Raw genomic sequence first — 22,939 nt, 5'->3', positions numbered from 1 at the left:
CGCAAAAGCACAAACCGTATCCTATATGTATCTTTTGATACTGCCTGTTCTTCTGCGGCCCCGTGTCAAGCACGGGGACAAGATAGCTCATATCTGATAAAATATGAAACTACGAGTTTATACATTATTAGCCATGTCTTGTTTTGCCCTGACAGGCATGGCCCAAAACGAGAAACTGACCGACTACGTCAGACCCCTGGTCGGAACAGACGGATACGGGAATGTCTATCCCGGTGCACAAATCCCGTTCGGTGGTATCCAGATCAGTCCGGATACAGACTCCAAATACTACGATGCGGCAGCCGGTTATAAATACAACCATACTTCCATCCTCGGATTCAGTCTGACGCACCTGAGCGGTACAGGCATCCCCGACCTGGGTGATTTCCTGTTTATCCCCGGCACCGGCGAAATGAAACTCGATCCGGGAACCCGCGAAAATCCCGATGAAGGTTACCGTTCACGCTATACCCATGACCAGGAGTGGACTTCTCCCAATTACTATGCCGTCCTGTTGCAGGATTATGGTGTCAAAGCCGAAATGACGGCCGGACTGCGTAGCGGAATGTTCCGCTTCACCTATCCCAAATCGGATAAGTCTTTCATTATGATCGACCTGAATCATACCTTATGGCAATCCTGTGAATGGTCGAATCTCCGTATGGAGAACGATTCGACCTTGACCGGCTATAAGTTGGTGAAAGGCTGGGGACCGGAACGCCATGTCTATTTCACCGCCGTCTTCTCCAAAAAGCTGAAAGATTTCCGCATCATGCAGGATAAGAAGCCGGTCATTTACAACACTTCCCGTTTCAGAAGCACGAACGAAGCCTGGGGAAAGAACCTGATGGCTTGCCTTTCCTTTGCTACGGAAGAGGGGGAAGAAGTGATTGTAAAAACTTCCGTATCGGCAGTCAGTACAGCCGGGGCACAACTGAATATGCAGGAACTGGACGGCATGACCTTCGACGGCCTGAAAGAAAAAGGTATCGACTTATGGGAACAGGAACTGGAAAAGTACCGTGTGACAGCCGACCGGAAGACAAAAGAGACCTTTTATACGTCTGCTTATCATGCCGCTTTGCATCCGTTCATCTTCCAGGATGCCGACGGTCGTTTCAGAGGCTTGGACAAGAATATCGAACAGGCCAAAGGCTTTACGAATTATACTACTTTCTCTTTGTGGGACACCTATCGCGCCCTGCATCCCTGGTTTAACCTGGTGCATCAGGACGTGAACGCCGATATCGCCAATTCCATGCTTGCCCATTACGATAAGAGCACGGAGCGAATGCTTCCGATCTGGTCGTTCTATGGCAACGAAACCTGGTGTATGATCGGTTACCATGCCGTATCCGTCCTGGCCGATATGATCGTTAAAGGTGTCAAAGGATTTGATTACGAACGGGCATACGAAGCCATGAAAACAACCGCAATGAATAAGCATTACGATTGTCTGCCGGATTACGATCGTAACGGTTATGTTCCTTTCGACAAAGAAGCCGAGTCGGTTTCCAAAACTTTGGAGTATGCCTACGACGATTATTGCATTGCCCGTGCTGCCCAGACTTTGGGAAAGACGGACGATTATACCTATTTCCTGAACCGTTCCCTCTCTTACCAGACTTTGATTGATCCGGAAACCAAATACATGCGTGGCCGAGACAGCCAGGGTAACTGGCGCACCCCGTTTGCCCCGATCGCTTATCAGGGACCGGGTTCGGTAAATGGCTGGGGAGATATCACCGAGGGCTTTACGATGCAGTATACCTGGACCGTTCCGCACGACGTACAGGGATATATCAACCTGGCGGGAAAGAAACTGTTCGAGAAACGGCTGGACGAACTCTTTACTGTCGAGTTGCCGGACGATATCCCGGGCGCCCACGATATCCAGGGACGTATCGGGGGTTACTGGCACGGCAACGAGCCTTGCCATCATGTCGCTTATCTGTATAATTACCTGGGCAAGCCGTGGAAATGCCAGAAATGGATACGTGAGATTGTAGACCGTTTTTACGGCAACGAACCCGGTTCGCTGAGCGGTAATGACGACTGCGGGCAGATGTCGGCCTGGTACATGTTCAACTGTGCCGGTTTCTATCCTGTCGCTCCTTCCAGTAATATATATAATGTAGGTTCCCCTTGTGTCGAGGCATTATCTATCACGATGAGCAACGGTAAAGAGATAAAGATGACGACCGAGAACTGGTCGAAGGAGAATGTCTACATTAAAGAAATGTATGTAAACGGCAAGAAATACAACAAATCTTACCTGACATACGATGACGTGAAATCCGGTATATCCCTGCATTTTGTGATGAGTGACAAGCCGGCCTTCAAACGTGCAGTGTCGGCAGATGCCTGTCCGGCTTCCCTGTCATTGCCCGGTAAGACAATGCTTTACCAAAAGCCTGCCGACAACTAAGCAGATGGTTTTTCAATATACACATATTATTTCAATTAACGATGAGAGAGTTTTTTCCCCTTTAGGTGAGGGGCTGGGGCGTGTGATATGGGAATACCACACGCCTCTTTATTATGACCTTCCTATACGGGAAAGAGATGGTAATCAGGCTACTTTTCCTGTAGCCAATTCTCTTTCAAGATACTCATATACATAAGCCGTACTTTGGCTGTAGAGTCCCGTGTTAAGGTTGATAAGCCGTGCGTATGTATCTGAAGTATAGAGTGCGCGGAGTGCCTCATCCATATCCATCTGGTGTTCTTGTATCAGCAGCCAGACGATTTCCTTAGAAATCTCCTCTATCATAAATGTCTCTTTGGTCATAATGTATTTGTTTTTGTCAGATACTTAATAGCTCTCTCCGTGCCGAAGAAATACTGTATGGTCACACCTTTCATATATTTCAGTTCGTCCAGGAATTTATTCATATCTATCAGTCCGGAAGTAAAGCGGCGTATCTGATAACCCACCGCATCATTGGCTATGGGACCGATTACAATATCATAACAGTGCGATGACACACGTGTACGGTTACGGCGGTTCATCAATACAAACTCAGCCCATTCCTTGCTATATTCCTGAAACTCCAGTACTGATAAGCTGGAGTTCTGAAGGCAACTCTCATCAAATCTATATGTATTTAGTGTTGGGGTACCTACTCCTAACTGCTCGGTCTTTCTTTCGGCCAATTCCAGAGCCTGCGCTTTGTCCGCCGAAAGGTAAAAACCGCAACCGAAGTCTTTTCCCACCTTAGATATCCCAAGGTCTATTTCTGTTATATTAATATTAGAACCGTGATATAGTATCATACCAACGCCCCTCCTTTCCTGTGGCAATAGGCCGTAAGGTCTTCTACTACGTCTTCAAACGAAAGCGTATGTTCCACATTGTAGAAACGGTTTACAAAGTCAATGCCTTTAAACCTTTCCAGATAGCGATAAGCCTGCGATGTATTGAGCGAATGGGCTGCGGCAAACTCGCTTATTACGGCGATAATGTATTCTATCTTGTTTTTAAGCTCCGAATCTGTATTTTTCATCTTCCTTGCTGTTTTTAAGTTACATCAAGTACAAAGATATATCTTTTTTTCGGAAGTTTCCCAATGCTCACATGTAGTCTGGATACTCTTATTATTCTTCCTCTTCTTTGGGTGGCAGCGAATAAACCCTGTGCGTCCTGTATCCCATCTTGATCACTATGCCGTCTTTTACAAACAGTTTCATGTCTTCAGTTGCCCGGTAGCGGCTGCAATGGTTTATTCCTGCATAATCCGTCAGATTGATATACGGATTGTTTTGCAGGAATTTAAGCATCTTATTTTTCCTGTCCGTCAGTTCATTAGAGGTGACATTCTCTCTTTTTATTTTCAGTGGGCGGTCCTTGTTGACCAGTTCCCTCAATCGTTTGGCGCAGCGGAAGTTTACTCCGTCCGCCCTGGCAAAGAAGACGGTTTTGCCCTTCTCATCCGTTTTCTGTAACGTCTTGAGGGCAGGGGAGAAGTGCCCTAATCCCTCCAGTTCCACACAATAGCCGTTCGATAAGTTCCGTCCGATATAGGTGGTCAGCGCCTCTATCGCCCCTTTCACATCGGCCGAAGTTAGCGAACACGAATCCGAGAGGTATTCGCAAATATCTTCCATCCGCATCGTGCCTTTGGATATAAGGCGGGCACAAGACTGTTGCTCCTTGCCGCTGGTGTTTGGTGCCTTGTATACTCCGAATTTAATTCTTCCCATGGTAGTTTAATTTTAATACTGGTATAATTATTATTACCTCGGATGTATCTTTGACAAGGTGCGTCCGAATCTTACTTTTCTGCTTATGTAAGTTGTTGTCGACGTTGTCGGCAATATTGTTGACACTGTCGAAAACTTTGCCGACACTGTCATTTATTTTGCCGACAGCGTCGGCAACAACTTACCTGCCTTCCAAAGATAATACATCTCCGAGGTAAAAGCAAGTAATATAAGGGATAAATGAAACTATCCCGGTGATAATTTTATCTTTTGCACGTGAACATTACCGTTTCTTCCTGGAATCATGTACTTTTGTATTCTTGCAAAACGAGCATCATGATAACACTATCGAATTTTGAAAATTATGCGCTTCCTCAGATATGGGGGAGCGCGGTATATCTTATTATAGGCAGGGAGCAGTGAGAAATCTGGAAGAAGATTCTCCCGAGGAATGGGTTGCAACTGTTCTGGGTACTGAGGATTATACAGTGGAAGTAACCCTTGAAGATGATAAGGTCATGGATTATATCTGTGATTGTCCTTATGAAGGAGATATGTGTAAGCATGTGGTTGCCACATTGTTAACGATCAGAGAAAGGAAAAAGACGGAAAAATATTTTATCCAGGCAGAAGAGACGGAGAGTAAGAACAGTGGCTTTTCTTCTGAGACAGTCAAGGCTGAAATCGACGAGATACTTGCTATCGCAGATAAGAAGCAATTAATGTCGTTTTTATCGGAATACGCTGTTCATCATGTTGATTTCAGGAATGCTTTGAAACAGCAATTTATTCCTGATCGGAATACAGAGAGCCTTGATACGGATTATTGTCAGGAAGTGGAAAGGTGTTTTCTATCCTCACCGTCCGGCAGTGGATATGGGAGAACCGGAAGATTTGTTGGAGCGTTTTAGTTCACATGTTCAGGTTTATGCCGAAAAGAATACAGACCGATCGCATTATGAATACGTGGCAAAAGCACTGAAAGAAATGCTGAAGCTGAAAGGAGGAGAGCAGGAAGTCCGCCTCCTTGTGGATGTTTTCCGTCAGGCGTATAAACGGAGAACAGCTATGATGGGGATATTGAAAGATTTCTAGGCGGTTTTTCAATAAATCTCAATATCTTTGCATGAGACATTTATCAAGTGGTCTTAAATAGCTAGAGCAGACAATAATAAGGACTGACTTATATAATCCGACCAATTTATAATTGAAGAAAATAATGAAGAAAATGATTTTGGGAGCACTGGCTTTCCTGTCGATACAAATGACGTCTGCACAGACGTTGGAAAAGATGCAATGGTTCAATGAACCGGCAAAGTGGGAGATAAATGATAAGGCATTATCCATGTTTGTCACTCCGCAAAGCGATTACTGGCGTATCTCCCATTATGGGTTTACGGTCGATGATGCACCTTTTTATTATGCCACTTACGGCGGCGAGTTTGAAGTAAAAGTGAAGGTGACAGGCGAGTATAAAGCACGTTTCGACCAGGCCGGACTGATGCTCCGTATCGACCATGAGAATTATATCAAGGCGGGTATCGAATTTGTAGACGGTAAATTCAATCTGAGCACTGTCGTTACCCATAAAACGAGCGACTGGAGTGTGATCTCGCTGGATAAGCCTGTCCCGTATATCTGGATCAAAGCAGTCAGACGCCTGGATGCGGTAGAAATATTCTATTCGTTCGACGATAAAACATACACGATGATGCGTAACGCCTGGTTGCAGGATAATATTCCGGTAAAGGTCGGTTTTATGGCTGCCTGCCCCGACGGGAACGGCTTCAATGCGAAGTTTGAACACTTTGAAGTAAAGCACCTGCCCGATATGCGCCGGTTGGAGTGGTTGAAGAAGAATGCGGAATAATTTACTTGTACGCCTGTCAACAAAGAACTAATGATTATTCCGGGAGCAAATCATACTGATCTCTATGACTGCATGGATGTAATCCCTTTCGACAAATTGGCGGTTTTCTTCGAGGACAACTTAAAATGAAACCTTAATCCTTGTTTTACTTGGTTTTAAACTTTATCTTTGCCGTATTGAAATCTACCAAAACTTTACTATGTAGTAAAAAGTTAGTAGATATTTCTTTATGGAGTTTATTAACTGAATGTATGTGCATAAAAAAAACCGGATTCTTCACCAGCATCTAATATCTGGGAGAGGAATTACCGGGACTGCACTGCAAAGATAACCTTATTACTATGTATAACAAACAATTTTTTGAAAAAGTTTTTTCTAACAAGAGAATGGAAAGGTATTTCAAAGCTCATCAGAATGAACAGAAAGCAATTTTGCATTATCAATGCAATGTTGAGTTGGCTGAGGCTTTCTATGTTTCGCTTTCCACGTTTGAAGTCGCTTTGAGGAATGCATTAAGTAGAGAATTGCAAACAATGGCAGGAAGAGAAGATTGGTATGCCATATTTCCTACAACACCGGGACTTATTGGGTTAAACAGATATATTACTCAGGCACAAAAACAGATTGCGGGACGTAATGAGACGATAACAGCGTCGAAGGTTATTGCAGAGCTTACATTAGGTTTTTGGGTGTCGTTACTAAATAGTGAATATGAGCGTATATTGTGGAAAGATCTTCGTCGTGCTTTCCCTTATCTTCCGAAACATTTACGACAAAGACGAAATGTTTCAGCTCCATTAAACTCTTTGAGGAGTTTTAGGAATAGGATTTTCCATAACGAGTCTATTTGTTGGAATATAAATAGAGTTGAAGATATTCATGATAAAATTATTCAGGTGATGGGATGGATCAATGAAGATATTCCTGTTTGGATTGAACCTTTTGATAGGTTTGCTTCTGTTGTGAGCAAAATAAGAAAGGTAATGAATTGGAACAATTATTGTAAATCTTCTATCAAAGAAAAAAGTTATACGATTGCAGAAAAGCAGAAGGAGAATCCTAAGGCATATCTACCTTGGGATGCAGAAGCTGATAATGCGTTGAAAAAGCTTTATGAAGATGGATATGCAATTGATGAGTTAGCAGGTTTGTTTGAACGGACACAAGGTGCTATTAGGTCACGATTGAAAAAGTTAGGGTTAGGTGGAGAATTTGATCCTGGAGTATTTATCTAAGAAATATAAAATGCGGCCTATTTCCGCTTTCAGGAATAAAGAAATATTTCTATATTTGCACCGCTTTAGATAAGAATCAGATAATATCTATATAAATCAGATTAAGAAATGACAAAGAGCGCATTACAAATTGCAAGAGCAGCTTACCAACCTAAGGTACCCGCTGCATTGAAAGGTGCTGTAAAAGCCGTAGATGGTGAATACACAGAATCAGTAGCCGATCAGGAAGACATCAAGAAATTATTCCCTAACACGTACGGAATGCCGATCGTTACTTTTGAAAAGAGCAACGAAAAGAAAGAAATGCCTGCTATCAATGTTGGTGTAATCCTTTCCGGTGGTCAGGCTCCTGGTGGTCATAATGTGATTGCCGGTATCTTTGACGGTGTGAAGGCTACAAACAAGGATTCCCGCCTGTATGGCTTTATCCTGGGTCCCGGTGGTCTGATCGATCACAAATATATGGAACTGACTGCTGATATTATCGACGAATATCGTAATACAGGCGGTTTCGATATGATCGGTTCAGGTCGTACTAAACTGGAAACAAAAGAACAGTTCGACAAGGGTCTGGAAATCCTGAAAGAACTGGACATCAAGGCACTTGTTATTATCGGTGGTGACGACTCTAATACAAATGCTTGCGTACTGGCTGAATATTACAAAGCTATCAACGCTGGTGTACAGGTTATCGGTTGTCCGAAGACTATCGATGGTGACCTGAAGAACGAACAGATTGAAACTTCTTTCGGTTTCGATACGGCTTGTAAAGTTTACTCGGAAGTTATCGGTAACATTCAACGTGACTGTAACTCAGCTCAGAAATACTGGCACTTCATCAAACTGATGGGCCGTTCAGCATCTCACATCGCACTGGAATGTGCTTTGCAGACTCAGCCGAACATCGCTATCGTTTCAGAAGAAGTGGAAGCTAAAAATATGTCTTTGGACGATATCGTGACTTATGTTGCTGAAATCGTTGCAAAACGTGCAGAAAACGGTCAAAACTTCGGTACCGTACTGATCCCTGAAGGTCTGATCGAATTCGTTCCGGCTATGAAACGTCTGATCGCCGAACTGAACGACTTCCTGGCTAAACACGATGCTGAATTCAAGATGATCAAGAAGAGCGAACAGCGTGCTTATATCATCAGCAAGCTGACTAAAGAAAACTCTGACCTGTATGCTTCTCTTCCGGAAGGCGTTGCCCGTCAGTTGTCTTTGGACCGCGACCCGCACGGAAACGTTCAGGTTTCTCTGATCGAAACAGAAAAATTGCTGTCTGAAATGGTTGGCAAGAAATTGGACGAATGGAAGAAAGCCGGTAAATACAACGGTAAATTCTCTGCATTGCACCACTTCTTCGGTTATGAAGGACGTTGCGCTGCTCCGTCTAACTACGATGCAGACTATTGCTATTCATTAGGTTACACTGCTTCTTGCCTGATCGCAGCAGGTAAGACCGGTTATATGTCATCTGTACGTAATACGACTGCTCCTGCTGAAAAGTGGATTGCCGGTGGTATCCCTGTAACAATGATGATGAACATGGAAAAACGTCATGGCGAAATGAAGCCGGTTATCCAGAAAGCGTTGGTTAAACTGGATGGTGCTCCTTTCAAGAAATTCGCTGCTAACCGCGACGAATGGGCATTGACTACCAGCTACGTTTATCCGGGTCCGATCCAGTACTTCGGTCCGACAGAAGTTTGCGACGAACCGACTAAGACATTGCAGTTGGAACAGGCAAAATAAGATAGAGAGATCATATATTATATAATAGAGGTAAGGCTTAGGCTTTACCTCTATTTTTTTACGGTAGTGTCTTATATGCTGACATCTATTGTATACTTGCTCAGTGGGGCTTTGCCTGCCTGTTTCAGTATCCTGTTTGCTTTCTTGAGGCAGATGTCGTTGAAGTCTTTTTCCATGCAGACGAAATTGTGACGTACATACATAGAGTCTACTTTGATAGTTTTTTGATTGAGAATATCGAAGTTGATAATCTGTTTTTTTAATTCCTTTTTATTGATATTTCCGGATACATATTTCAGAAATGCAGACAAAGCAATTTCTAAAGCCAGGATTACTTCATGGGGCAATTTGCGATAATAAAACAAAAACTGGTAAAACGCTATAACCATGGAGCGCGTATTCTCGTCGTAGTTTGCCAGTAAAGACTGATATTCCTGATAATCGTCAAGCAATTCGTCGGCCAGCTGGTTTTTATCGTGCAGAAATTTTTCAGGAGCAATATCTATACCTGTTATTTCTCCGAACCGGTCAGAGATGAACTCTGCGTCTTTATACGTGATGTTGCATTTCGTATAATTCTTTTTAGTCTGGATAGAGTCGAAAAGCGAGTACCCGGTCAGTAGCGTATATATTAATATTGCTCTGCGGCATATCGAATGGTCCATCATTGATTGAGAAAGCCGATCTATCGGATCTTGTGTAGTTTCCATATATAATTGTTTTTATTAATATTAATACAGTGGCAATATACAAAATATTGGGTTGACTTATGATAGGATCGTCATCAACTTATTCATATTATATCGCTTGGTCGCCCCGGTGATCAGGAACCAATCGACAATATACCATATCCCGAGGCCGCCGCCGGTCAGAAGTTTGCCAAAGCCTTTGCCTATGTTCCCGATCAGGAAACGGTCCAAACCGGTCACACCGAGGAAAATGGAGAGAAGTAGTATTTTTCCCGGACTTCTGAAATGGGTGTCTTCTAAAAGAGTCTCTTTCTCCGGGGGGAGATTGAGCAGCTTATGGATGGGAATTTCGTAATCCGGAAATTTACTCTCATTAGCCAGAAGGAATTTATCGACTTTATCAGCTTCCATATTTTTAGTCAGTAGGTTTATAATGTGTAAATATAAGTATTTCCTGGTTCTTTTACAATCTTTTGTGGATATTCCATATCCAGTTCAGTATTGTTAATAGAATAATGAATGTAAGAATATACTTATTTGCCAGCTTGCGCTCCGCTTTTTTCAGCCAATCCCGGAACGTATGCCTTTTTCGTATGAAGTCAAAAACGATACCTGTAATAAAGAAGACAGCCAGCAAAACAAAGAGTAACCCATAAGGATTGATGAGGATTGAATCGCCTATATCTCCGTTCAGTAGGGCAAGAATTGCACGACGCGTTCCGCAGGCCGGACACGGATATCCTGTCATTGTGTGGAAAATGCAAGGAAATGATAATAATGCATATCCCGCTATAATGGCTACAGCAAGATATGCATATTTATTTCTCTTTCCCACAAGTAGCAGGGATTAGAACATTAAAATATTCTGCAACTGTTCCAGGTTCTTCTTTTTCGTCGCATCCATGATCAGAAACCAGTCGATAATCATCCAGATCCCGCAACCGCCTAAAGTGACCAGCTTGCCGACACCCAAGGCTACATCGCCGATCAGAAAACGGTCGATACCCAATGAGCCGAGGAAAACGGAAATAATAAGTATGATAGTCGGGTCTTTGAAATCGCAGGTTTGTAAATAAATCAGCTTGGATTCGTCCATGTCCAACAGACGATCCCTGATGATAGGTATATGACTGGCAGGTAGTTTGCTACTGTTTGTCATGAGGAACATATCCACTTTTTGTGCGTCCATAATTTTTATAGATTAAGTTACTAACGACAAATATAGTGTTTTTTCGTATCTTTGACCTGATAATATTAATTTAAACAACACAATACTATGTTCTCAGGAATTGTAGAAGAAGCTGCTCAGGTAGTTGCGTTGAATGCAGATCAGGGAAACCTGCATATCACGATGAAGTGTTCATTTGTAAATGAGCTGAAAATTGATCAGAGTGTGGCACATAACGGCGTTTGTCTGACAGTGGTGAACCTGACCGACGAAACTTATACGGTGACGGCTATCCAGGAAACACTGGACCGTTCCAATCTGGGACTGCTGAAAGTCGGTGATCTGGTAAATCTTGAACGAAGCATGATGATGAACGGTCGCCTGGACGGACATATCGTTCAGGGGCATGTGGATCAGACGGCTGTTTGTACGAATGTACGCGAAGCGGACGGAAGCTGGTATTATACATTTGAATATATTTTCGACAAGGCGATGGCGCAACAGGGATATATGACCGTGGAAAAGGGATCTGTTTGTGTAAATGGTGTCAGTCTGACTGTCTGCAACTCGCAGCAGAATAGTTTCGAGGTGGCTATCATCCCTTATACACACGATAATACAAACTTCTGCCGGATCGAAAAAGGAACTGTAGTAAATCTGGAGTTTGATATCGTCGGTAAATACATCAGTAAAATGATGCAGTTCAAATGAAAGATTTCCTCTTTTAGTAAAGAAATAACGGCAGAGCGCCCGGGTGTTTATCCCGAAGCGTTCTGCCGTTTATTTTACAACGCATCTTTTCTTCCAGATATCTGTCTTATAATATATGTACGTAATAACCAATCCTATGCCGATACTGATCCCGATAGCCCACCATATTCCCTGACGGCCGTACCAGGTACTTAGCTGGTAAGCCAGCGGAATACGGATCAGCCACAGGCAAAGCAGGCTGGTCACCATTGTGAAAATCGTATCTCCGGCTCCCCGAAGTGCACCATTGTAGATATTCAAAGCTCCGTGCACAATGAAGAATCCTCCGATGATCAGTAAATATTCTTTTCCGATCGCAATTACTGCCTGGTCGTTGGTGAAGGCGCGCATCATTTCCTCCCCGAAGAAGTAAATAGCTGTGAAGGTGACCACGCTGAATATGACATTGACCAGCATGGTGAACCGTAGTCCTTTGCGTACACGGTCGAAGCGGCCGGCTCCGATGTTTTGTCCGCAGAATGCAGCCAGTGCGCCGGATAGTGTCAGGACAGCTTGTGTAATGATCGTGTCGATTTTCCCGGCGGCACCGTAAGCGGTCAGGGTATCGGTGCCGAAGCCGTTCACTATTCCGAGAAGAGCAATCAGTCCCAAAGCGATCGCGCACTGTTGTACGCTGGTGGGGAGTCCTATTTTCAATCCTTCTTTGAATAGCTTCATGTCGAACAGTAAATCTTGTTTTTTGATGGATAGGAGCGGGTGGGTGTTATTGACATAACCTAAAGCCACACACATTCCGATTCCCTGCGCTATGACGGTTGCGCGTGCCGCTCCTTCGATTCCCCAGCCGAAGCCAACGATAAATAGTAAATCGAGGACGATATTCAATACGGTGGTGATGAAAATAAAGATCATAGGTCGTACGGATTCCCCCACGCCTCTTAATATGGAAATAATACTATTGAATGTGACGAACAGGAATGTTCCTCCTATATAAATCCTGAAATAAGCGACGGCATCGGGTATGACTTCCTCCGGCGTGTTGGTCAGGCGGAAGATAGGTTCGGCGAATATGATCCCGGCAATTGAAAGAGCAATGCCTGCTACCAGCATAAAAATGAAAAAGGAGGAGAAAGCACGTTGCACTTTGTCATATTGTTTGGCTCCGAAGAATTGCGAAACGACTACGGAGGTTCCGCTTCCGACACCGATAACGAGTGATATAATAAAGTAATATATAAAGAATGAGGCGGAAACGGCAGCTAATGCTTCTTTCCCTAAAAATTGTCCGACGATAATACTGTCGGTAATATTATAGAGTTGCTGCAATAAGTTTCCGATAAGTAATGGTAAAGCAAAGCGTACGATCACTTTCCAAACCGGGCCGTGCGTCAGGTCTGAGGTGTTCATAAATCTTTGAGTAAGATATTATCGTTTGCTTTAATCATATCTTCCCGGGTTTTCAGCAAGGCATGCCATTCTTTGGTAAAAAGTTTGGAAGTGTCTATCTTGAAATTTTCAGAACCATATTCATCCATCTTGGCAAACAGATAGCCTACCGTTATTTGGTTTATGTCGATGGCCGGCTGATAATAGGCGACACGTTCATCATCTCCATAATTTACCTCTATAATGATTCCCAGCTCGGTAAGCAGATAAAGTATGTCTGTCGTGAGGCGGATGGGGATACGGTAGGCATCCGACAGTTCGTCTGCCGTATAGGGTTTCTCTCCTTTGACAAACCTTTTTATGATAAGGGAAGATATAAGCAGCGTAAGAAAATCCTTGTATCTGCGGCTGATGTTCTTGCTGTCACGTTCAAAGCTGAACTTCTTTACGTTTTGTGAAGCATAAGATAATTCAGCCCCGAAAAGGCAGATCAGCCAGGATAATTGTAACCATAGTAATAATAAAGGTAAGGCGGCAAAACTACCATAGATAGCATTGTATTTACTAACCCAGATCTGTCCGCTGATATAAATAAATTGGAAGAACTGAAAGGCGCAACCGGCAATTATACCTACCATCAGGCCGTTGATGAACCTGACTTTTGTGTTAGGTAATGATACATAAAGACCTGTAAAAGCCATTATGGTAATAATATAAGGTACGACATTCAGGGCAAGTTCGACCAGTGGCGTGAAAAAAAGGTAATTGCTCAGAAATGAATTTTGCAGGGTGGAGGCAAAGATAGAAAGCCCGCTGGAGGCAGTCATCAGTATCGGCAATATGAGGAACAGCGCCAGATAGTCTGATATTTTCCTGTACCATGGACGTGACTTTTTTATTTGCCATATATCGTTGAAGGTATCTTCGATGGAAGAGATCAGGTTGATGACCGTATAGAACAGCAGAACAAGACCGATCCCGATGATAACACCGCCTTGTGCCTGTGCCAGATAATTCTCTACGTACTGGAATGCTTTATTCAGTTCGTTCTCATGTCCGGGGAAATAATAGAGCAGTTCTTTCCGGACAGTAGCCTGAAAGCCGAAACCTTTGGCGATGCCGACCAATACTGCCAATAAAGGAACAATAGCCAGAAAGGTACTGTAAGTAAGAGCGGATGCCTTTGTTTGCAGGTTCTCGCTGTTGAAACCGCGTACGGCAAGTATGACTGTTTTGATCGTGTTGATATAAAGTTCTTTCAGGCCGCTTACTTCATTTTCTGTAATTCTCCAGATGTCGTAAGTTACAAAACGAATGGTTCTTGTCAGCAAGGCGTTGATCCGTTCTATCAGAGGCTTTTTATCAGCAGTCTTTTTATCCGTCTTCTTCTTCATGCTGTGATTTGTAGGGGCAAAAGGTGTTTGCCGGATGAATAAAAAATGCAGCCTGCCTGTAAGCCGGGTCCTGTGCTTCAACCGAAGTTGGAGTGTCTGCCATTTATCTTGTCTTACCGTCACCGGCAAGCTTTAGCGGTCTACCCCCCGGCATCGGACGAGCAATCCTACATACGCCGGTATACATGACCTTACAACCCATAAGGCGTACGGCATCCCGTATTACTACGGGACCCGGTGAGCTCTTACCTCACCTTTTCACCCTTACCGGACGAGTCCGGCGGTTATTTTCTGTTACACTACTTTGCCCTTGCGGACAACTTCCCGTTAAGAAGTATGGTGCTCTGTGTTGCCCGGACTTTCCTCACATCCGAAGATGAGCGACAGACCGGCAGGCTGCAATGCGACAAAGATAACTATTTTAGTTGACAGTTAGCGGTTGACAGTTGACAATTTTGAGGAAAGACAGGAACGGGCTGTCTTTCAGGTTGCTTTTGAGTTACTTACTAAGTAGACGCCGGCTTACTTAGTAAGTAGCAGGGGAGGCTACTTATCGAGTAATCGAAGAGTTACTTAATAAGTAGGTTAAGAACTACTTTATAAGCAAAGTATGCCTCTTTCTTACCTGCCAATTGTCACCTGTCATCTGTCAACTGGTATGAACATTCTGCCGTTTCTGCTGTTATATTACTGAAAGCATGACCATTTGACAGGCGGATGATTGTTAAAAAGGTACTTTGCAATACACAGTACTGTTAAGTGCCGTTAACCCCGTATAATTCGTCGTTAAAAGTGATAAAAAATCATAGGCAAATGGAATAATCGCACGTTTTTTGAACTTTCTTTGTCGAAAGAAAAGTGTTAAATTTAAATGTTTGATAAAATAGAAAAAGTATGAAAACAATGTGGAAAAATGTGCTGGGAGTTGTTCTTGTTGCTGCGATCAGTACGGGGGCAGCCGTTGGAACAAGTGCTTATTTAATGAATAAGAATCAACCGGTTTATGTCACCGATTTTACGAACACATTCAATCAGCCTGTTCGATATGCCGGATTGAATGCAGTGGCAGCGGAAAATACCGATTTTACCCAGGCGGCAGAAAGCACCGTGCATGGGGTTGTGCACATCAAAGCTACAACCAATGCCAAGCAGTATGCCGATGATGGCAGAGGACAGCAATATGTCGATCCTTTTGAGTACTTCTTCGGATTTGGAGGAAGAGGCGGAGGAGGTTTTCAGCGTCCGCAACCGCAGCCTCGTGTCGGATCTGGTTCAGGTGTTATTATTTCCACAGATGGATATATTATCACAAATAACCATGTGATTGACGGGGCGGATGAATTGGAAGTGACATTGAATGATAACCGTAAGTTTTCGGCTAAACTGATTGGAACGGATCCTACGACAGATATTGCATTGATAAAAGTAGATGCAAAAGATCTTCCGACTATTCCGTTCGGTGATTCTGAAAAATTGAAGGTAGGAGAGTGGGTGCTGGCTGTTGGTAACCCGTTCAACCTGACATCGACAGTTACTGCCGGTATTGTTAGTGCCAAAGGCCGTGGAATCTCTATGGGAGGTGACAGAAGTAAAATCGAATCATTTATCCAGACGGATGCTGCCGTAAACCCAGGTAATAGTGGGGGGGCTTTGGTGAATACAAAAGGTGAACTGGTTGGTATCAACACGGCTATCTATTCTGAAACAGGAAACTTTGCCGGATATTCATTTGCTGTTCCTATCAGCATTGCGGGTAAGGTGGCAAGCGACTTGAAACAGTATGGTACTGTACAGCGTGCAATCCTTGGTGTTTTGATGATGAGTGTAGGTGATATTGCTGATCAGTTGAGTTATCCGAACCTGGATAGTAAGTTGAAAGAAGAGTTGACTGAACTGAAGTCGAAGATAAAAGTCTCTGAAGGTGCTTGCGTGTCGGATTTCGCAGAAAGAAGTTCAGCTAAAGAAGCCGGTATCGAAAAAGGTGATGTAATTATTGCTGTAAATGGTGCGAAAGTGAAGAATGCTAATGCTTTGCAGGAACAAATCAGCAAATATCGTCCCGGAGATAAAGTGGAAATTACTGTAGATCGTAATGGAAGCAATAAGAAATTTACTGTGGAACTTCGTAATGCACAAGGAAGCACATCTGTTGTGAAGAGCGCAGGTGACAGCAGTGCAGATGTTCTTGGAGCCGCTTTTAAAGCGTTGACGGATAAACAAAAACGCGAACTTGGTGTAAGCTACGGTATTGAAGTAACAGGATTGTTGAAAGGCAAATTGAAAGATGCCGGAATCCAGAAAGGCTTCGTTATCATGATTGTCAATGACCAGAAGATCTCTACACCCGAACAACTCGAAAAGTTGGTAGACAAGGTCTTGAAAGGAAATGCAGACGATCGTTACATCGTTGTAAAAGGTTTTTATCCGAACGGACGTACAAAAGTATATGCTATTGATCTAGCCGAATAATAAAATAAAGTTATATTCGTCTTATTTGGCGGGAAGATTGTTAAAGGTTTATAATTGGTCGGGTGTAGGGTGCACTCGACCAATTTTGTCAATAAAAATAATATTATCTTTGCACCCTGATATTTCTCAATTAAAAACATTGGATGAGACAGTTAAAGATCACAAAGTCCATTACCAATCGCGAAAGTGCTTCGCTTGATAAGTATCTTCAGGAAATAGGCCGTGAAGATCTTATTACAGTGGAAGAGGAAGTAGAATTGGCACAGGCAATTAAAAGAGGCGACCGGAGAGCATTGGAGAAATTAACCAGAGCTAATCTGCGTTTCGTCGTTTCTGTAGCTAAGCAATATCAAAACCAGGGATTAAGTTTACCTGACCTTATTAACGAAGGTAACCTGGGATTGATTAAAGCGGCTGAGAAATTTGATGAAACCAGAGGGTTTAAGTTCATTTCTTATGCTGTATGGTGGATTCGTCAGTCTATTTTGCAGGCTTTGGCAGAGCAGTCTAGAATTGTTCGTCTTCCGTTGAATCAGGTTGGTTCGCTGAACAAGATCAGCAAAGCCTTCTCTAAATTCGAACAGGAAAATGAGCGTAGACCTTCTCCCGAAGAACTGGCAGATGAACTGGATATTCCTGTAGATAAGATTTCAGATACTCTAAAGGTGTCCGGAAGACATATCTCTGTGGATGCACCGTTCGTAGAAGGCGAAGATAACAGTCTTTTGGATGTGCTTGTGAACGACGACGCTCCTATCGCTGACCGATCGTTGATGAACGAGTCATTGGCAAAAGAAATTGATCGAGCACTTGCTACACTAACCGAAAGAGAATGTGAGATAATCAAAATGTTTTTCGGTATAGGCTGTCAGGAAATGACATTGGAAGAGATTGGCGACAAATTTGGCCTCACTAGAGAGCGCGTCCGCCAGATCAAGGAAAAAGCAATCAGAAGATTAAGACAAGGAACACGTAGCAAGCTCCTCAAATCGTATTTAGGTTGACCTCGGGTAAAACCAAAGAGGTAAACAAAGCTCCATATCCAGAAGGATACGGGGCTTTTGTCTTTTTTATACCGACCTGGCTGTTAGGAATTGTATTTTTCGCGTACATTATATAAGTAATAATAATAGCTGCGAAACCGTGACGAGGATTGTTGTAATTTTTTTTATGCTTGTAACGATCAGTCGTTCAGAATTATAGTCTATCGGTAACGATTTAGTTGAAAAAATAATCCCATAAAAGTTTGGAGCGTATGTTGTAAAGCACTACTTTTGCATCCGCATTCGAGAGAGAACGGCACTGCAAAACATGATGAAAAAAACTTTTAGAAAAAACTTCCTAAAACATTTGGAAGTATGGAATAAAAGTTCTTATCTTTGCATCCACGTTCGCTAAAATAAAGCGAGTGTAACAACAAGAGTTCTTTGAAAGATTTACATATCAACAAGTAGTACAAGTATTAAAAATTAATACCGTCAATAACTTGAAATAAATTCCGATTCCTGGCAAAGGAGATAAAAAACAATTTAAACAACGAAGAGTTTGATCCTGGCTCAGGATGAACGCTAGCGACAGGCTTAACACATGCAAGTCGAGGGGCAGCACGATGTAGCAATACATTGGTGGCGACCGGCGCACGGGTGAGTAACGCGTATGCAACCTACCTATCAGAGGGGAATAACCCGGCGAAAGTCGGACTAATACCGCATAAAACAGGGGTTCCACATGGAAATATTTGTTAAAGAATTATCGCTGATAGATGGGCATGCGTTCCATTAGATAGTTGGTGAGGTAACGGCTCACCAAGTCCACGATGGATAGGGGTTCTGAGAGGAAGGTCCCCCACACTGGTACTGAGACACGGACCAGACTCCTACGGGAGGCAGCAGTGAGGAATATTGGTCAATGGGCGAGAGCCTGAACCAGCCAAGTCGCGTGAAGGATGAAGGATCTATGGTTTGTAAACTTCTTTTATATGGGAATAAAGTGAGGAACGTGTTCCTTTTTGTATGTACCATATGAATAAGCATCGGCTAACTCCGTGCCAGCAGCCGCGGTAATACGGAGGATGCGAGCGTTATCCGGATTTATTGGGTTTAAAGGGTGCGTAGGTGGTTAATTAAGTCAGCGGTGAAAGTTTGTGGCTCAACCATAAAATTGCCGTTGAAACTGGTTGACTTGAGTATATTTGAGGTAGGCGGAATGCGTGGTGTAGCGGTGAAATGCATAGATATCACGCAGAACTCCGATTGCGAAGGCAGCTTACTAAACTATAACTGACACTGAAGCACGAAAGCGTGGGGATCAAACAGGATTAGATACCCTGGTAGTCCACGCAGTAAACGATGATTACTAGCTGTTTGCGATACACAGTAAGCGGCACAGCGAAAGCGTTAAGTAATCCACCTGGGGAGTACGCCGGCAACGGTGAAACTCAAAGGAATTGACGGGGGCCCGCACAAGCGGAGGAACATGTGGTTTAATTCGATGATACGCGAGGAACCTTACCCGGGTTTGAACGCATATTGACAGCTCTGGAAACAGAGTCTCTAGTAATAGCAATTTGCGAGGTGCTGCATGGTTGTCGTCAGCTCGTGCCGTGAGGTGTCGGCTTAAGTGCCATAACGAGCGCAACCCTTATCACTAGTTACTAACAGGTCATGCTGAGGACTCTAGTGAGACTGCCAGCGTAAGCTGTGAGGAAGGTGGGGATGACGTCAAATCAGCACGGCCCTTACATCCGGGGCGACACACGTGTTACAATGGTGGGGACAAAGGGCAGCTACCGTGTGAGCGGATGCAAATCTCCAAACCCCATCTCAGTTCGGATCGAAGTCTGCAACCCGACTTCGTGAAGCTGGATTCGCTAGTAATCGCGCATCAGCCATGGCGCGGTGAATACGTTCCCGGGCCTTGTACACACCGCCCGTCAAGCCATGGGAGTTGGGGGTACCTAAAGTCCGTAACCGCAAGGATCGGCCTAGGGTAAAACCGATGACTGGGGCTAAGTCGTAACAAGGTAGCCGTACCGGAAGGTGCGGCTGGAACACCTCCTTTCTGGAGCGCAGAGTTCGTTATCAAGTTGACTCAGAGGTATTAGTTAACTTGTACTACGGTTGAATATGTATTTATATATGATCTTATAAACTGGATACCCAGTAGAGAAAGATGAAGCTGAAGGAAATCCGGCAGTTTCAGGAGATTAAGATAAGCCAGTCCTATAGCTCAGTTGGTTAGAGCGCTACACTGATAATGTAGAGGTCGGCAGTTCAACTCTGCCTGGGACTACAGAATCTCTAAGAGAGAATTTTGGGGGATTAGCTCAGCTGGCTAGAGCATCTGCCTTGCACGCAGAGGGTCAACGGTTCGAATCCGTTATTCTCCACAAAAAGTTACCGAGACATCAGAAACGTAAAGTAACGACAAGATCTTTGACATGATGGACAACGTAAAATAAAGTAACAAGAGCAAGCTGAAGATATATCAATCCGATTTACCCCTGTGGTAACCGGAAATAAGAAAGTAAGCAAGGGCAGACGGTGGATGCCTTGGCTCTCGGAGGCGACGAAGGACGTGATAAGCTGCGATAAGCTGGGGGGAGATGCAAATAATCTTTGATCCTCAGATTTCCGAATGGGGCAACCCGGCAGGTTGAAGGCCTGTCATCCCGTAAGGGAGGCGAACGTGGGGAACTGAAACATCTAAGTACCCATAGGAGGAGAAAATAAAAATGATTCCGCAAGTAGTGGCGAGCGAACGCGGAAGAGCCCAAACCGGTATTGTTTAGGCAATACCGGGGTTGTAGGACCACGTTGTGGCAAGAACTTAGGAAAGTGGAACACTTTGGAAAAAGTGATCATAGAGGGTGAAAATCCCGTACACGACTTTCTAACGAAGCCTAGTGGTATCCTGAGTAGCGCGGAGCACGAGAAATTCTGTGTGAATTAGCGGGGCCCATCCCGTAAGGCTAAATACTCCCGAGAGACCGATAGCGAACCAGTACCGTGAGGGAAAGGTGAAAAGAACCTCGAACAGAGGAGTGAAATAGACCCTGAACCCGTCTGCCTACAAGCGGTCGGAGCAACGTAAGTTGTGACGGCGTGCCTTTTGCATAATGAACCTACGAGTTACTTTCTCCGGCAAGGTTAAGTATTTCAGATACGGAGCCGAAGCGAAAGCGAGTCTGAATAGGGCGACATAGTCGGAGGGAGTAGACGCGAAACCAAGTGATCTACCCATGGTCAGGTTGAAGGTTAGGTAACACTAACTGGAGGACCGAACCGGTAAGCGTTGAAAAGCTTTCGGATGAACTGTGGGTAGGGGTGAAAGGCTAATCAAACTTGGAGATAGCTCGTACTCCCCGAAATGCATTTAGGTGCAGCCTTTATTTAGTATAGCATGAGGTAGAGCGACTGATTGGATGCGAGGGCTTCACCGCCTATCAAGTCCAGATAAACTCCGAATGCGTGTTATATATTGATAAGGAGTGAGGGCGCGGGTGCTAAGGTCCGCGTCCGAGAGGAGAAGAATCCAGACTATCAGCTAAGGTCCCCAAATAACAGTTAAGTTGAACTAACGAAGTCAGACTGCAGAGACAGCTAGGATGTTGGCTTGGAAGCAGCCATTCATTTAAAGAGTGCGTAACAGCTCACTAGTCGAGGAGTTTGGCGTGGATAATACTCGGGCATAAACTGTTTACCGAAGCTATGGATCCAGAGTAATGGATGGTAGGGGAGCATTCCAGTGGCGTTGAAGGTGAGGGATAACCCTTGCTGGAGTAGCTGGAAAAGCAAATGTAGGTATAAGTAACGATAAAGGAAGTGAGAAACTTCCTCGCCGAAAGACTAAGGTTTCCTGATCAACGTTAATCGGATCAGGGTAAGTCGGGACCTAAGGATAAGCCGAACGGCGATTCCGATGGAAGAATGGTTTAATATTCCCATACTACTTTATAGAGCGATGTGGAGACGGAGAAGTGACAGTCCTGCCAACTGACGGAATAGTTGGTTAAAGGGTGTAGACGTTGATCATGGTAGGCAAATCCGCCGTGAGAGTCGAACCTGACAGTATGCCGAGTACTTGTACAAGGCAATATGGATGTAAACAGGCTCCCTAGAAAATCCGCTAAGCATATCTATAGAGTACCCGTACCGTAAACGGACACACGTAGTTGGGTTGAGAATACTGAGGCGCTCGAGTGATTCACGGTTAAGGAACTAGGCAAATTGACCCTGTAACTTCGGGATAAAGGGTCCCTGTCAGCGATGGCGGGGCGCAGAGAATAGGTCCAGGCAACTGTTTAACAAAAACACATGGCTGTGCGAAATAGAAATATGAAGTATACAGCCTGACACCTGCCCGGTGCTGGAAGGTTAAGAGGAGAGCTCATCGCAAGAGAAGGTTTGAATTGAAGCCCCAGTAAACGGCGGCCGTAACTATAACGGTCCTAAGGTAGCGAAATTCCTTGTCGGGTAAGTTCCGACCTGCACGAATGGTGTAATGATCTGGACACTGTCTCAACCGTGAGCTCGGTGAAATTGTAGTATCGGTGAAGATGCCGATTACCCGCGATGGGACGAAAAGACCCCGTGAACCTTTACTATAGCTTTACATTGAATTTGGGCAACTAATGTGTAGGATAGGCCGGAGACTGCGAAGCAGGCACGCCAGTGTCGGTGGAGTCGCCGTTGAAATACGGCCCTTTGGTTGTTTGAGTTCTAACTCGTGGAAACGAGGACACTGTATGGTGGGTAGTTTGACTGGGGTGGTCGCCTCCAAAAGAGTAACGGAGGCTTCTAAAGGTACCCTCAGACCGATTGGTAACCGGTCGTAGAGTGTAATGGCATAAGGGTGCTTGACTGGGAGAGAGACAACTCGATCAGGTAGGAAACTAGAGCATAGTGATCCGGTGGTTCCGCATGGAAGGGCCATCGCTCAAAGGATAAAAGGTACTCCGGGGATAACAGGCTGATCGCTCCCAAGAGCTCATATCGACGGAGCGGTTTGGCACCTCGATGTCGGCTCGTCACATCCTGGGGCTGGAGAAGGTCCCAAGG

General features: G+C 44.2%; 19 protein-coding genes, 2 tRNA genes, 2 rRNA genes, 1 other RNA gene and 1 pseudogene. 14 read left to right on the top strand and 11 right to left on the bottom strand.

Annotated features, from left to right (window positions below; genetic code table 11):
* The first annotated feature begins 103 nt into the window (after positions 1 to 103).
* Positions 104 to 2,428, top strand: coding sequence for a GH92 family glycosyl hydrolase (locus HMPREF1535_RS00115; RefSeq protein WP_046144956.1), 2,325 nt, complete (start codon positions 104 to 106; stop codon positions 2,426 to 2,428).
* Between the two features lie 144 nt (positions 2,429 to 2,572).
* Here HMPREF1535_RS00115 and HMPREF1535_RS00110 read toward each other — a convergent pair whose 3' ends face one another.
* The 4 genes from HMPREF1535_RS00110 to HMPREF1535_RS00095 form a co-directional block, all read right to left on the bottom strand.
* Positions 2,573 to 2,791 (bottom strand): hypothetical protein, encoded by a 219-nt coding sequence (locus HMPREF1535_RS00110; RefSeq protein ID WP_007658669.1) that lies wholly within the window; start codon positions 2,789 to 2,791, stop codon positions 2,573 to 2,575.
* Entirely contained in the window at positions 2,788 to 3,276 is a 489-nt protein-coding gene (locus HMPREF1535_RS00105; RefSeq protein ID WP_007658667.1) for a DUF3990 domain-containing protein, read from the bottom strand. Before HMPREF1535_RS00105 ends, HMPREF1535_RS00110 begins: the two co-directional genes overlap by 4 nt.
* On the bottom strand, positions 3,273 to 3,506 hold the full coding sequence (locus HMPREF1535_RS00100) for a DUF3791 domain-containing protein (RefSeq protein WP_007658665.1): 234 nt from the start codon (positions 3,504 to 3,506) through the stop codon (positions 3,273 to 3,275). The genes HMPREF1535_RS00105 and HMPREF1535_RS00100 overlap by 4 nt, the downstream gene beginning before the upstream one ends.
* Positions 3,507 to 3,597: 91 nt before the next feature.
* The gene (locus tag HMPREF1535_RS00095; RefSeq protein WP_010802540.1) at positions 3,598 to 4,203 is read right to left on the bottom strand and encodes an HU family DNA-binding protein; all 606 of its coding nucleotides are present in this window, start codon (positions 4,201 to 4,203) and stop codon (positions 3,598 to 3,600) included.
* Positions 4,204 to 4,622: 419 nt separating this feature from the next.
* On the opposite strand from HMPREF1535_RS00095, the gene HMPREF1535_RS00090 reads away from it, so the two are divergent.
* From HMPREF1535_RS00090 to HMPREF1535_RS00070, 6 genes and pseudogenes are all read left to right on the top strand, one after another.
* A complete protein-coding gene (locus HMPREF1535_RS00090; protein ID WP_235438428.1) occupies positions 4,623 to 5,114 on the top strand; it encodes an SWIM zinc finger family protein in 492 nt (163 codons plus the stop codon).
* Positions 5,080 to 5,298, top strand: a complete 219-nt coding sequence (locus HMPREF1535_RS00085) for a hypothetical protein (RefSeq protein WP_046144955.1) — start codon at positions 5,080 to 5,082, stop codon at positions 5,296 to 5,298. The genes HMPREF1535_RS00090 and HMPREF1535_RS00085 overlap by 35 nt, the downstream gene beginning before the upstream one ends.
* Positions 5,299 to 5,422: 124 nt before the next feature.
* Positions 5,423 to 6,073 carry a DUF1349 domain-containing protein gene (locus HMPREF1535_RS00080; protein WP_046144954.1) on the top strand — a complete coding sequence of 217 codons (651 nt, stop codon included), beginning with the start codon at positions 5,423 to 5,425 and terminating at the stop codon, positions 6,071 to 6,073.
* A gap of 18 nt (positions 6,074 to 6,091) precedes the next feature.
* Positions 6,092 to 6,202 (top strand): annotated as a pseudogene (locus HMPREF1535_RS26135) (alpha/beta hydrolase); the annotation flags it as partial.
* Positions 6,203 to 6,414: 212 nt separating this feature from the next.
* Positions 6,415 to 7,308 (top strand): hypothetical protein, encoded by an 894-nt coding sequence (locus tag HMPREF1535_RS00075; protein WP_187386413.1) that lies wholly within the window; start codon positions 6,415 to 6,417, stop codon positions 7,306 to 7,308.
* 108 nt (positions 7,309 to 7,416) lie between these two features.
* On the top strand, positions 7,417 to 9,063 hold the full coding sequence (locus HMPREF1535_RS00070) for a diphosphate--fructose-6-phosphate 1-phosphotransferase (protein ID WP_007658653.1): 1,647 nt from the start codon (positions 7,417 to 7,419) through the stop codon (positions 9,061 to 9,063).
* Between the two features lie 71 nt (positions 9,064 to 9,134).
* Here the strand turns inward: HMPREF1535_RS00070 and HMPREF1535_RS00065 are convergent, their stop codons facing one another.
* The 4 genes from HMPREF1535_RS00065 to HMPREF1535_RS00050 are packed head-to-tail and all read right to left on the bottom strand — an operon-like array spanning position 9,135 to position 10,941.
* Positions 9,135 to 9,773, bottom strand: coding sequence for a hypothetical protein (locus tag HMPREF1535_RS00065; protein ID WP_046144953.1), 639 nt, complete (start codon positions 9,771 to 9,773; stop codon positions 9,135 to 9,137).
* Between the two features lie 57 nt (positions 9,774 to 9,830).
* Positions 9,831 to 10,163: an NINE protein gene (locus HMPREF1535_RS00060; RefSeq protein WP_046144952.1), complete on the bottom strand. Its 333-nt coding sequence runs from the start codon at positions 10,161 to 10,163 to the stop codon at positions 9,831 to 9,833.
* Positions 10,164 to 10,215: 52 nt separating this feature from the next.
* The gene (locus HMPREF1535_RS25245) at positions 10,216 to 10,587 is read right to left on the bottom strand and encodes a DUF2752 domain-containing protein (RefSeq protein ID WP_082207480.1); all 372 of its coding nucleotides are present in this window, start codon (positions 10,585 to 10,587) and stop codon (positions 10,216 to 10,218) included.
* Positions 10,588 to 10,599: 12 nt separating this feature from the next.
* Positions 10,600 to 10,941: a TM2 domain-containing protein gene (locus HMPREF1535_RS00050; RefSeq protein ID WP_046144950.1), complete on the bottom strand. Its 342-nt coding sequence runs from the start codon at positions 10,939 to 10,941 to the stop codon at positions 10,600 to 10,602.
* Between the two features lie 87 nt (positions 10,942 to 11,028).
* Between HMPREF1535_RS00050 and HMPREF1535_RS00045 the strand changes: the two genes are divergently transcribed.
* A complete protein-coding gene (locus HMPREF1535_RS00045) occupies positions 11,029 to 11,631 on the top strand; it encodes a riboflavin synthase (RefSeq protein WP_046144949.1) in 603 nt (200 codons plus the stop codon).
* A gap of 69 nt (positions 11,632 to 11,700) precedes the next feature.
* Here the strand turns inward: HMPREF1535_RS00045 and HMPREF1535_RS00040 are convergent, their stop codons facing one another.
* The 3 genes from HMPREF1535_RS00040 to rnpB all read right to left on the bottom strand — a co-directional run bounded on the left by HMPREF1535_RS00040 (position 11,701) and on the right by rnpB (position 14,811).
* Positions 11,701 to 13,038, bottom strand: coding sequence for an MATE family efflux transporter (locus HMPREF1535_RS00040; protein WP_046144948.1), 1,338 nt, complete (start codon positions 13,036 to 13,038; stop codon positions 11,701 to 11,703).
* A complete protein-coding gene (locus tag HMPREF1535_RS00035) occupies positions 13,035 to 14,411 on the bottom strand; it encodes a YihY/virulence factor BrkB family protein (protein ID WP_046144947.1) in 1,377 nt (458 codons plus the stop codon). Before HMPREF1535_RS00035 ends, HMPREF1535_RS00040 begins: the two co-directional genes overlap by 4 nt.
* Positions 14,412 to 14,454: 43 nt before the next feature.
* Positions 14,455 to 14,811, bottom strand: an RNA gene (gene rnpB / locus HMPREF1535_RS25090) — RNase P RNA component class A.
* Positions 14,812 to 15,305: 494 nt separating this feature from the next.
* Here rnpB and HMPREF1535_RS00030 point away from each other — a divergent pair.
* The 6 genes from HMPREF1535_RS00030 to HMPREF1535_RS00005 all read left to right on the top strand — a co-directional run.
* Complete coding sequence (locus tag HMPREF1535_RS00030; RefSeq protein ID WP_046144946.1) at positions 15,306 to 16,880, top strand: Do family serine endopeptidase; 1,575 nt, start codon at positions 15,306 to 15,308, stop codon at positions 16,878 to 16,880.
* Between the two features lie 143 nt (positions 16,881 to 17,023).
* Positions 17,024 to 17,884, top strand: coding sequence for a sigma-70 family RNA polymerase sigma factor (locus tag HMPREF1535_RS00025; RefSeq protein ID WP_005641668.1), 861 nt, complete (start codon positions 17,024 to 17,026; stop codon positions 17,882 to 17,884).
* A gap of 529 nt (positions 17,885 to 18,413) precedes the next feature.
* Positions 18,414 to 19,940, top strand: a 16S ribosomal RNA gene (locus HMPREF1535_RS00020).
* A gap of 157 nt (positions 19,941 to 20,097) precedes the next feature.
* Positions 20,098 to 20,171, top strand: a tRNA-Ile gene (locus HMPREF1535_RS00015).
* A 23-nt stretch (positions 20,172 to 20,194) separates the two neighbouring features.
* Positions 20,195 to 20,268, top strand: a tRNA-Ala gene (locus tag HMPREF1535_RS00010).
* 131 nt (positions 20,269 to 20,399) lie between these two features.
* A 23S ribosomal RNA gene (locus HMPREF1535_RS00005) occupies positions 20,400 to 22,939 on the top strand; the annotation flags it as partial.

Source organism: Parabacteroides goldsteinii DSM 19448 = WAL 12034 (genome assembly GCF_000969835.1).
Lineage (GTDB): Bacteria > Bacteroidota > Bacteroidia > Bacteroidales > Tannerellaceae > Parabacteroides > Parabacteroides goldsteinii.
This window is presented reverse-complemented; position numbering and strand designations above follow the sequence as displayed.

Bases quoted from the DNA above. Each gene is read 5' to 3' on its own strand.
- HMPREF1535_RS00080 (WP_046144954.1), top strand. From the start codon at position 5,423: ATGAAGAAAATGATTTTGGGAGCACTGGCTTTCCTGTCGATACAAATG.
- HMPREF1535_RS00100 (WP_007658665.1), bottom strand. From the start codon at position 3,506: ATGAAAAATACAGATTCGGAGCTTAAAAACAAGATAGAATACATTATC.
- HMPREF1535_RS00060 (WP_046144952.1), bottom strand. From the start codon at position 10,163: ATGGAAGCTGATAAAGTCGATAAATTCCTTCTGGCTAATGAGAGTAAA.
- HMPREF1535_RS00110 (WP_007658669.1), bottom strand. From the start codon at position 2,791: ATGACCAAAGAGACATTTATGATAGAGGAGATTTCTAAGGAAATCGTC.
- HMPREF1535_RS00040 (WP_046144948.1), bottom strand. From the start codon at position 13,038: ATGAACACCTCAGACCTGACGCACGGCCCGGTTTGGAAAGTGATCGTA.
- HMPREF1535_RS00035 (WP_046144947.1), bottom strand. From the start codon at position 14,411: ATGAAGAAGAAGACGGATAAAAAGACTGCTGATAAAAAGCCTCTGATA.
- HMPREF1535_RS00045 (WP_046144949.1), top strand. From the start codon at position 11,029: ATGTTCTCAGGAATTGTAGAAGAAGCTGCTCAGGTAGTTGCGTTGAAT.
- HMPREF1535_RS00075 (WP_187386413.1), top strand. From the start codon at position 6,415: ATGTATAACAAACAATTTTTTGAAAAAGTTTTTTCTAACAAGAGAATG.
- HMPREF1535_RS00025 (WP_005641668.1), top strand. From the start codon at position 17,024: ATGAGACAGTTAAAGATCACAAAGTCCATTACCAATCGCGAAAGTGCT.
- HMPREF1535_RS00030 (WP_046144946.1), top strand. From the start codon at position 15,306: ATGAAAACAATGTGGAAAAATGTGCTGGGAGTTGTTCTTGTTGCTGCG.
- HMPREF1535_RS00105 (WP_007658667.1), bottom strand. From the start codon at position 3,276: ATGATACTATATCACGGTTCTAATATTAATATAACAGAAATAGACCTT.
- HMPREF1535_RS00050 (WP_046144950.1), bottom strand. From the start codon at position 10,941: ATGGACGCACAAAAAGTGGATATGTTCCTCATGACAAACAGTAGCAAA.
- HMPREF1535_RS00070 (WP_007658653.1), top strand. From the start codon at position 7,417: ATGACAAAGAGCGCATTACAAATTGCAAGAGCAGCTTACCAACCTAAG.
- HMPREF1535_RS00065 (WP_046144953.1), bottom strand. From the start codon at position 9,773: ATGGAAACTACACAAGATCCGATAGATCGGCTTTCTCAATCAATGATG.
- HMPREF1535_RS00115 (WP_046144956.1), top strand. From the start codon at position 104: ATGAAACTACGAGTTTATACATTATTAGCCATGTCTTGTTTTGCCCTG.
- HMPREF1535_RS00085 (WP_046144955.1), top strand. From the start codon at position 5,080: ATGGGAGAACCGGAAGATTTGTTGGAGCGTTTTAGTTCACATGTTCAG.
- HMPREF1535_RS00095 (WP_010802540.1), bottom strand. From the start codon at position 4,203: ATGGGAAGAATTAAATTCGGAGTATACAAGGCACCAAACACCAGCGGC.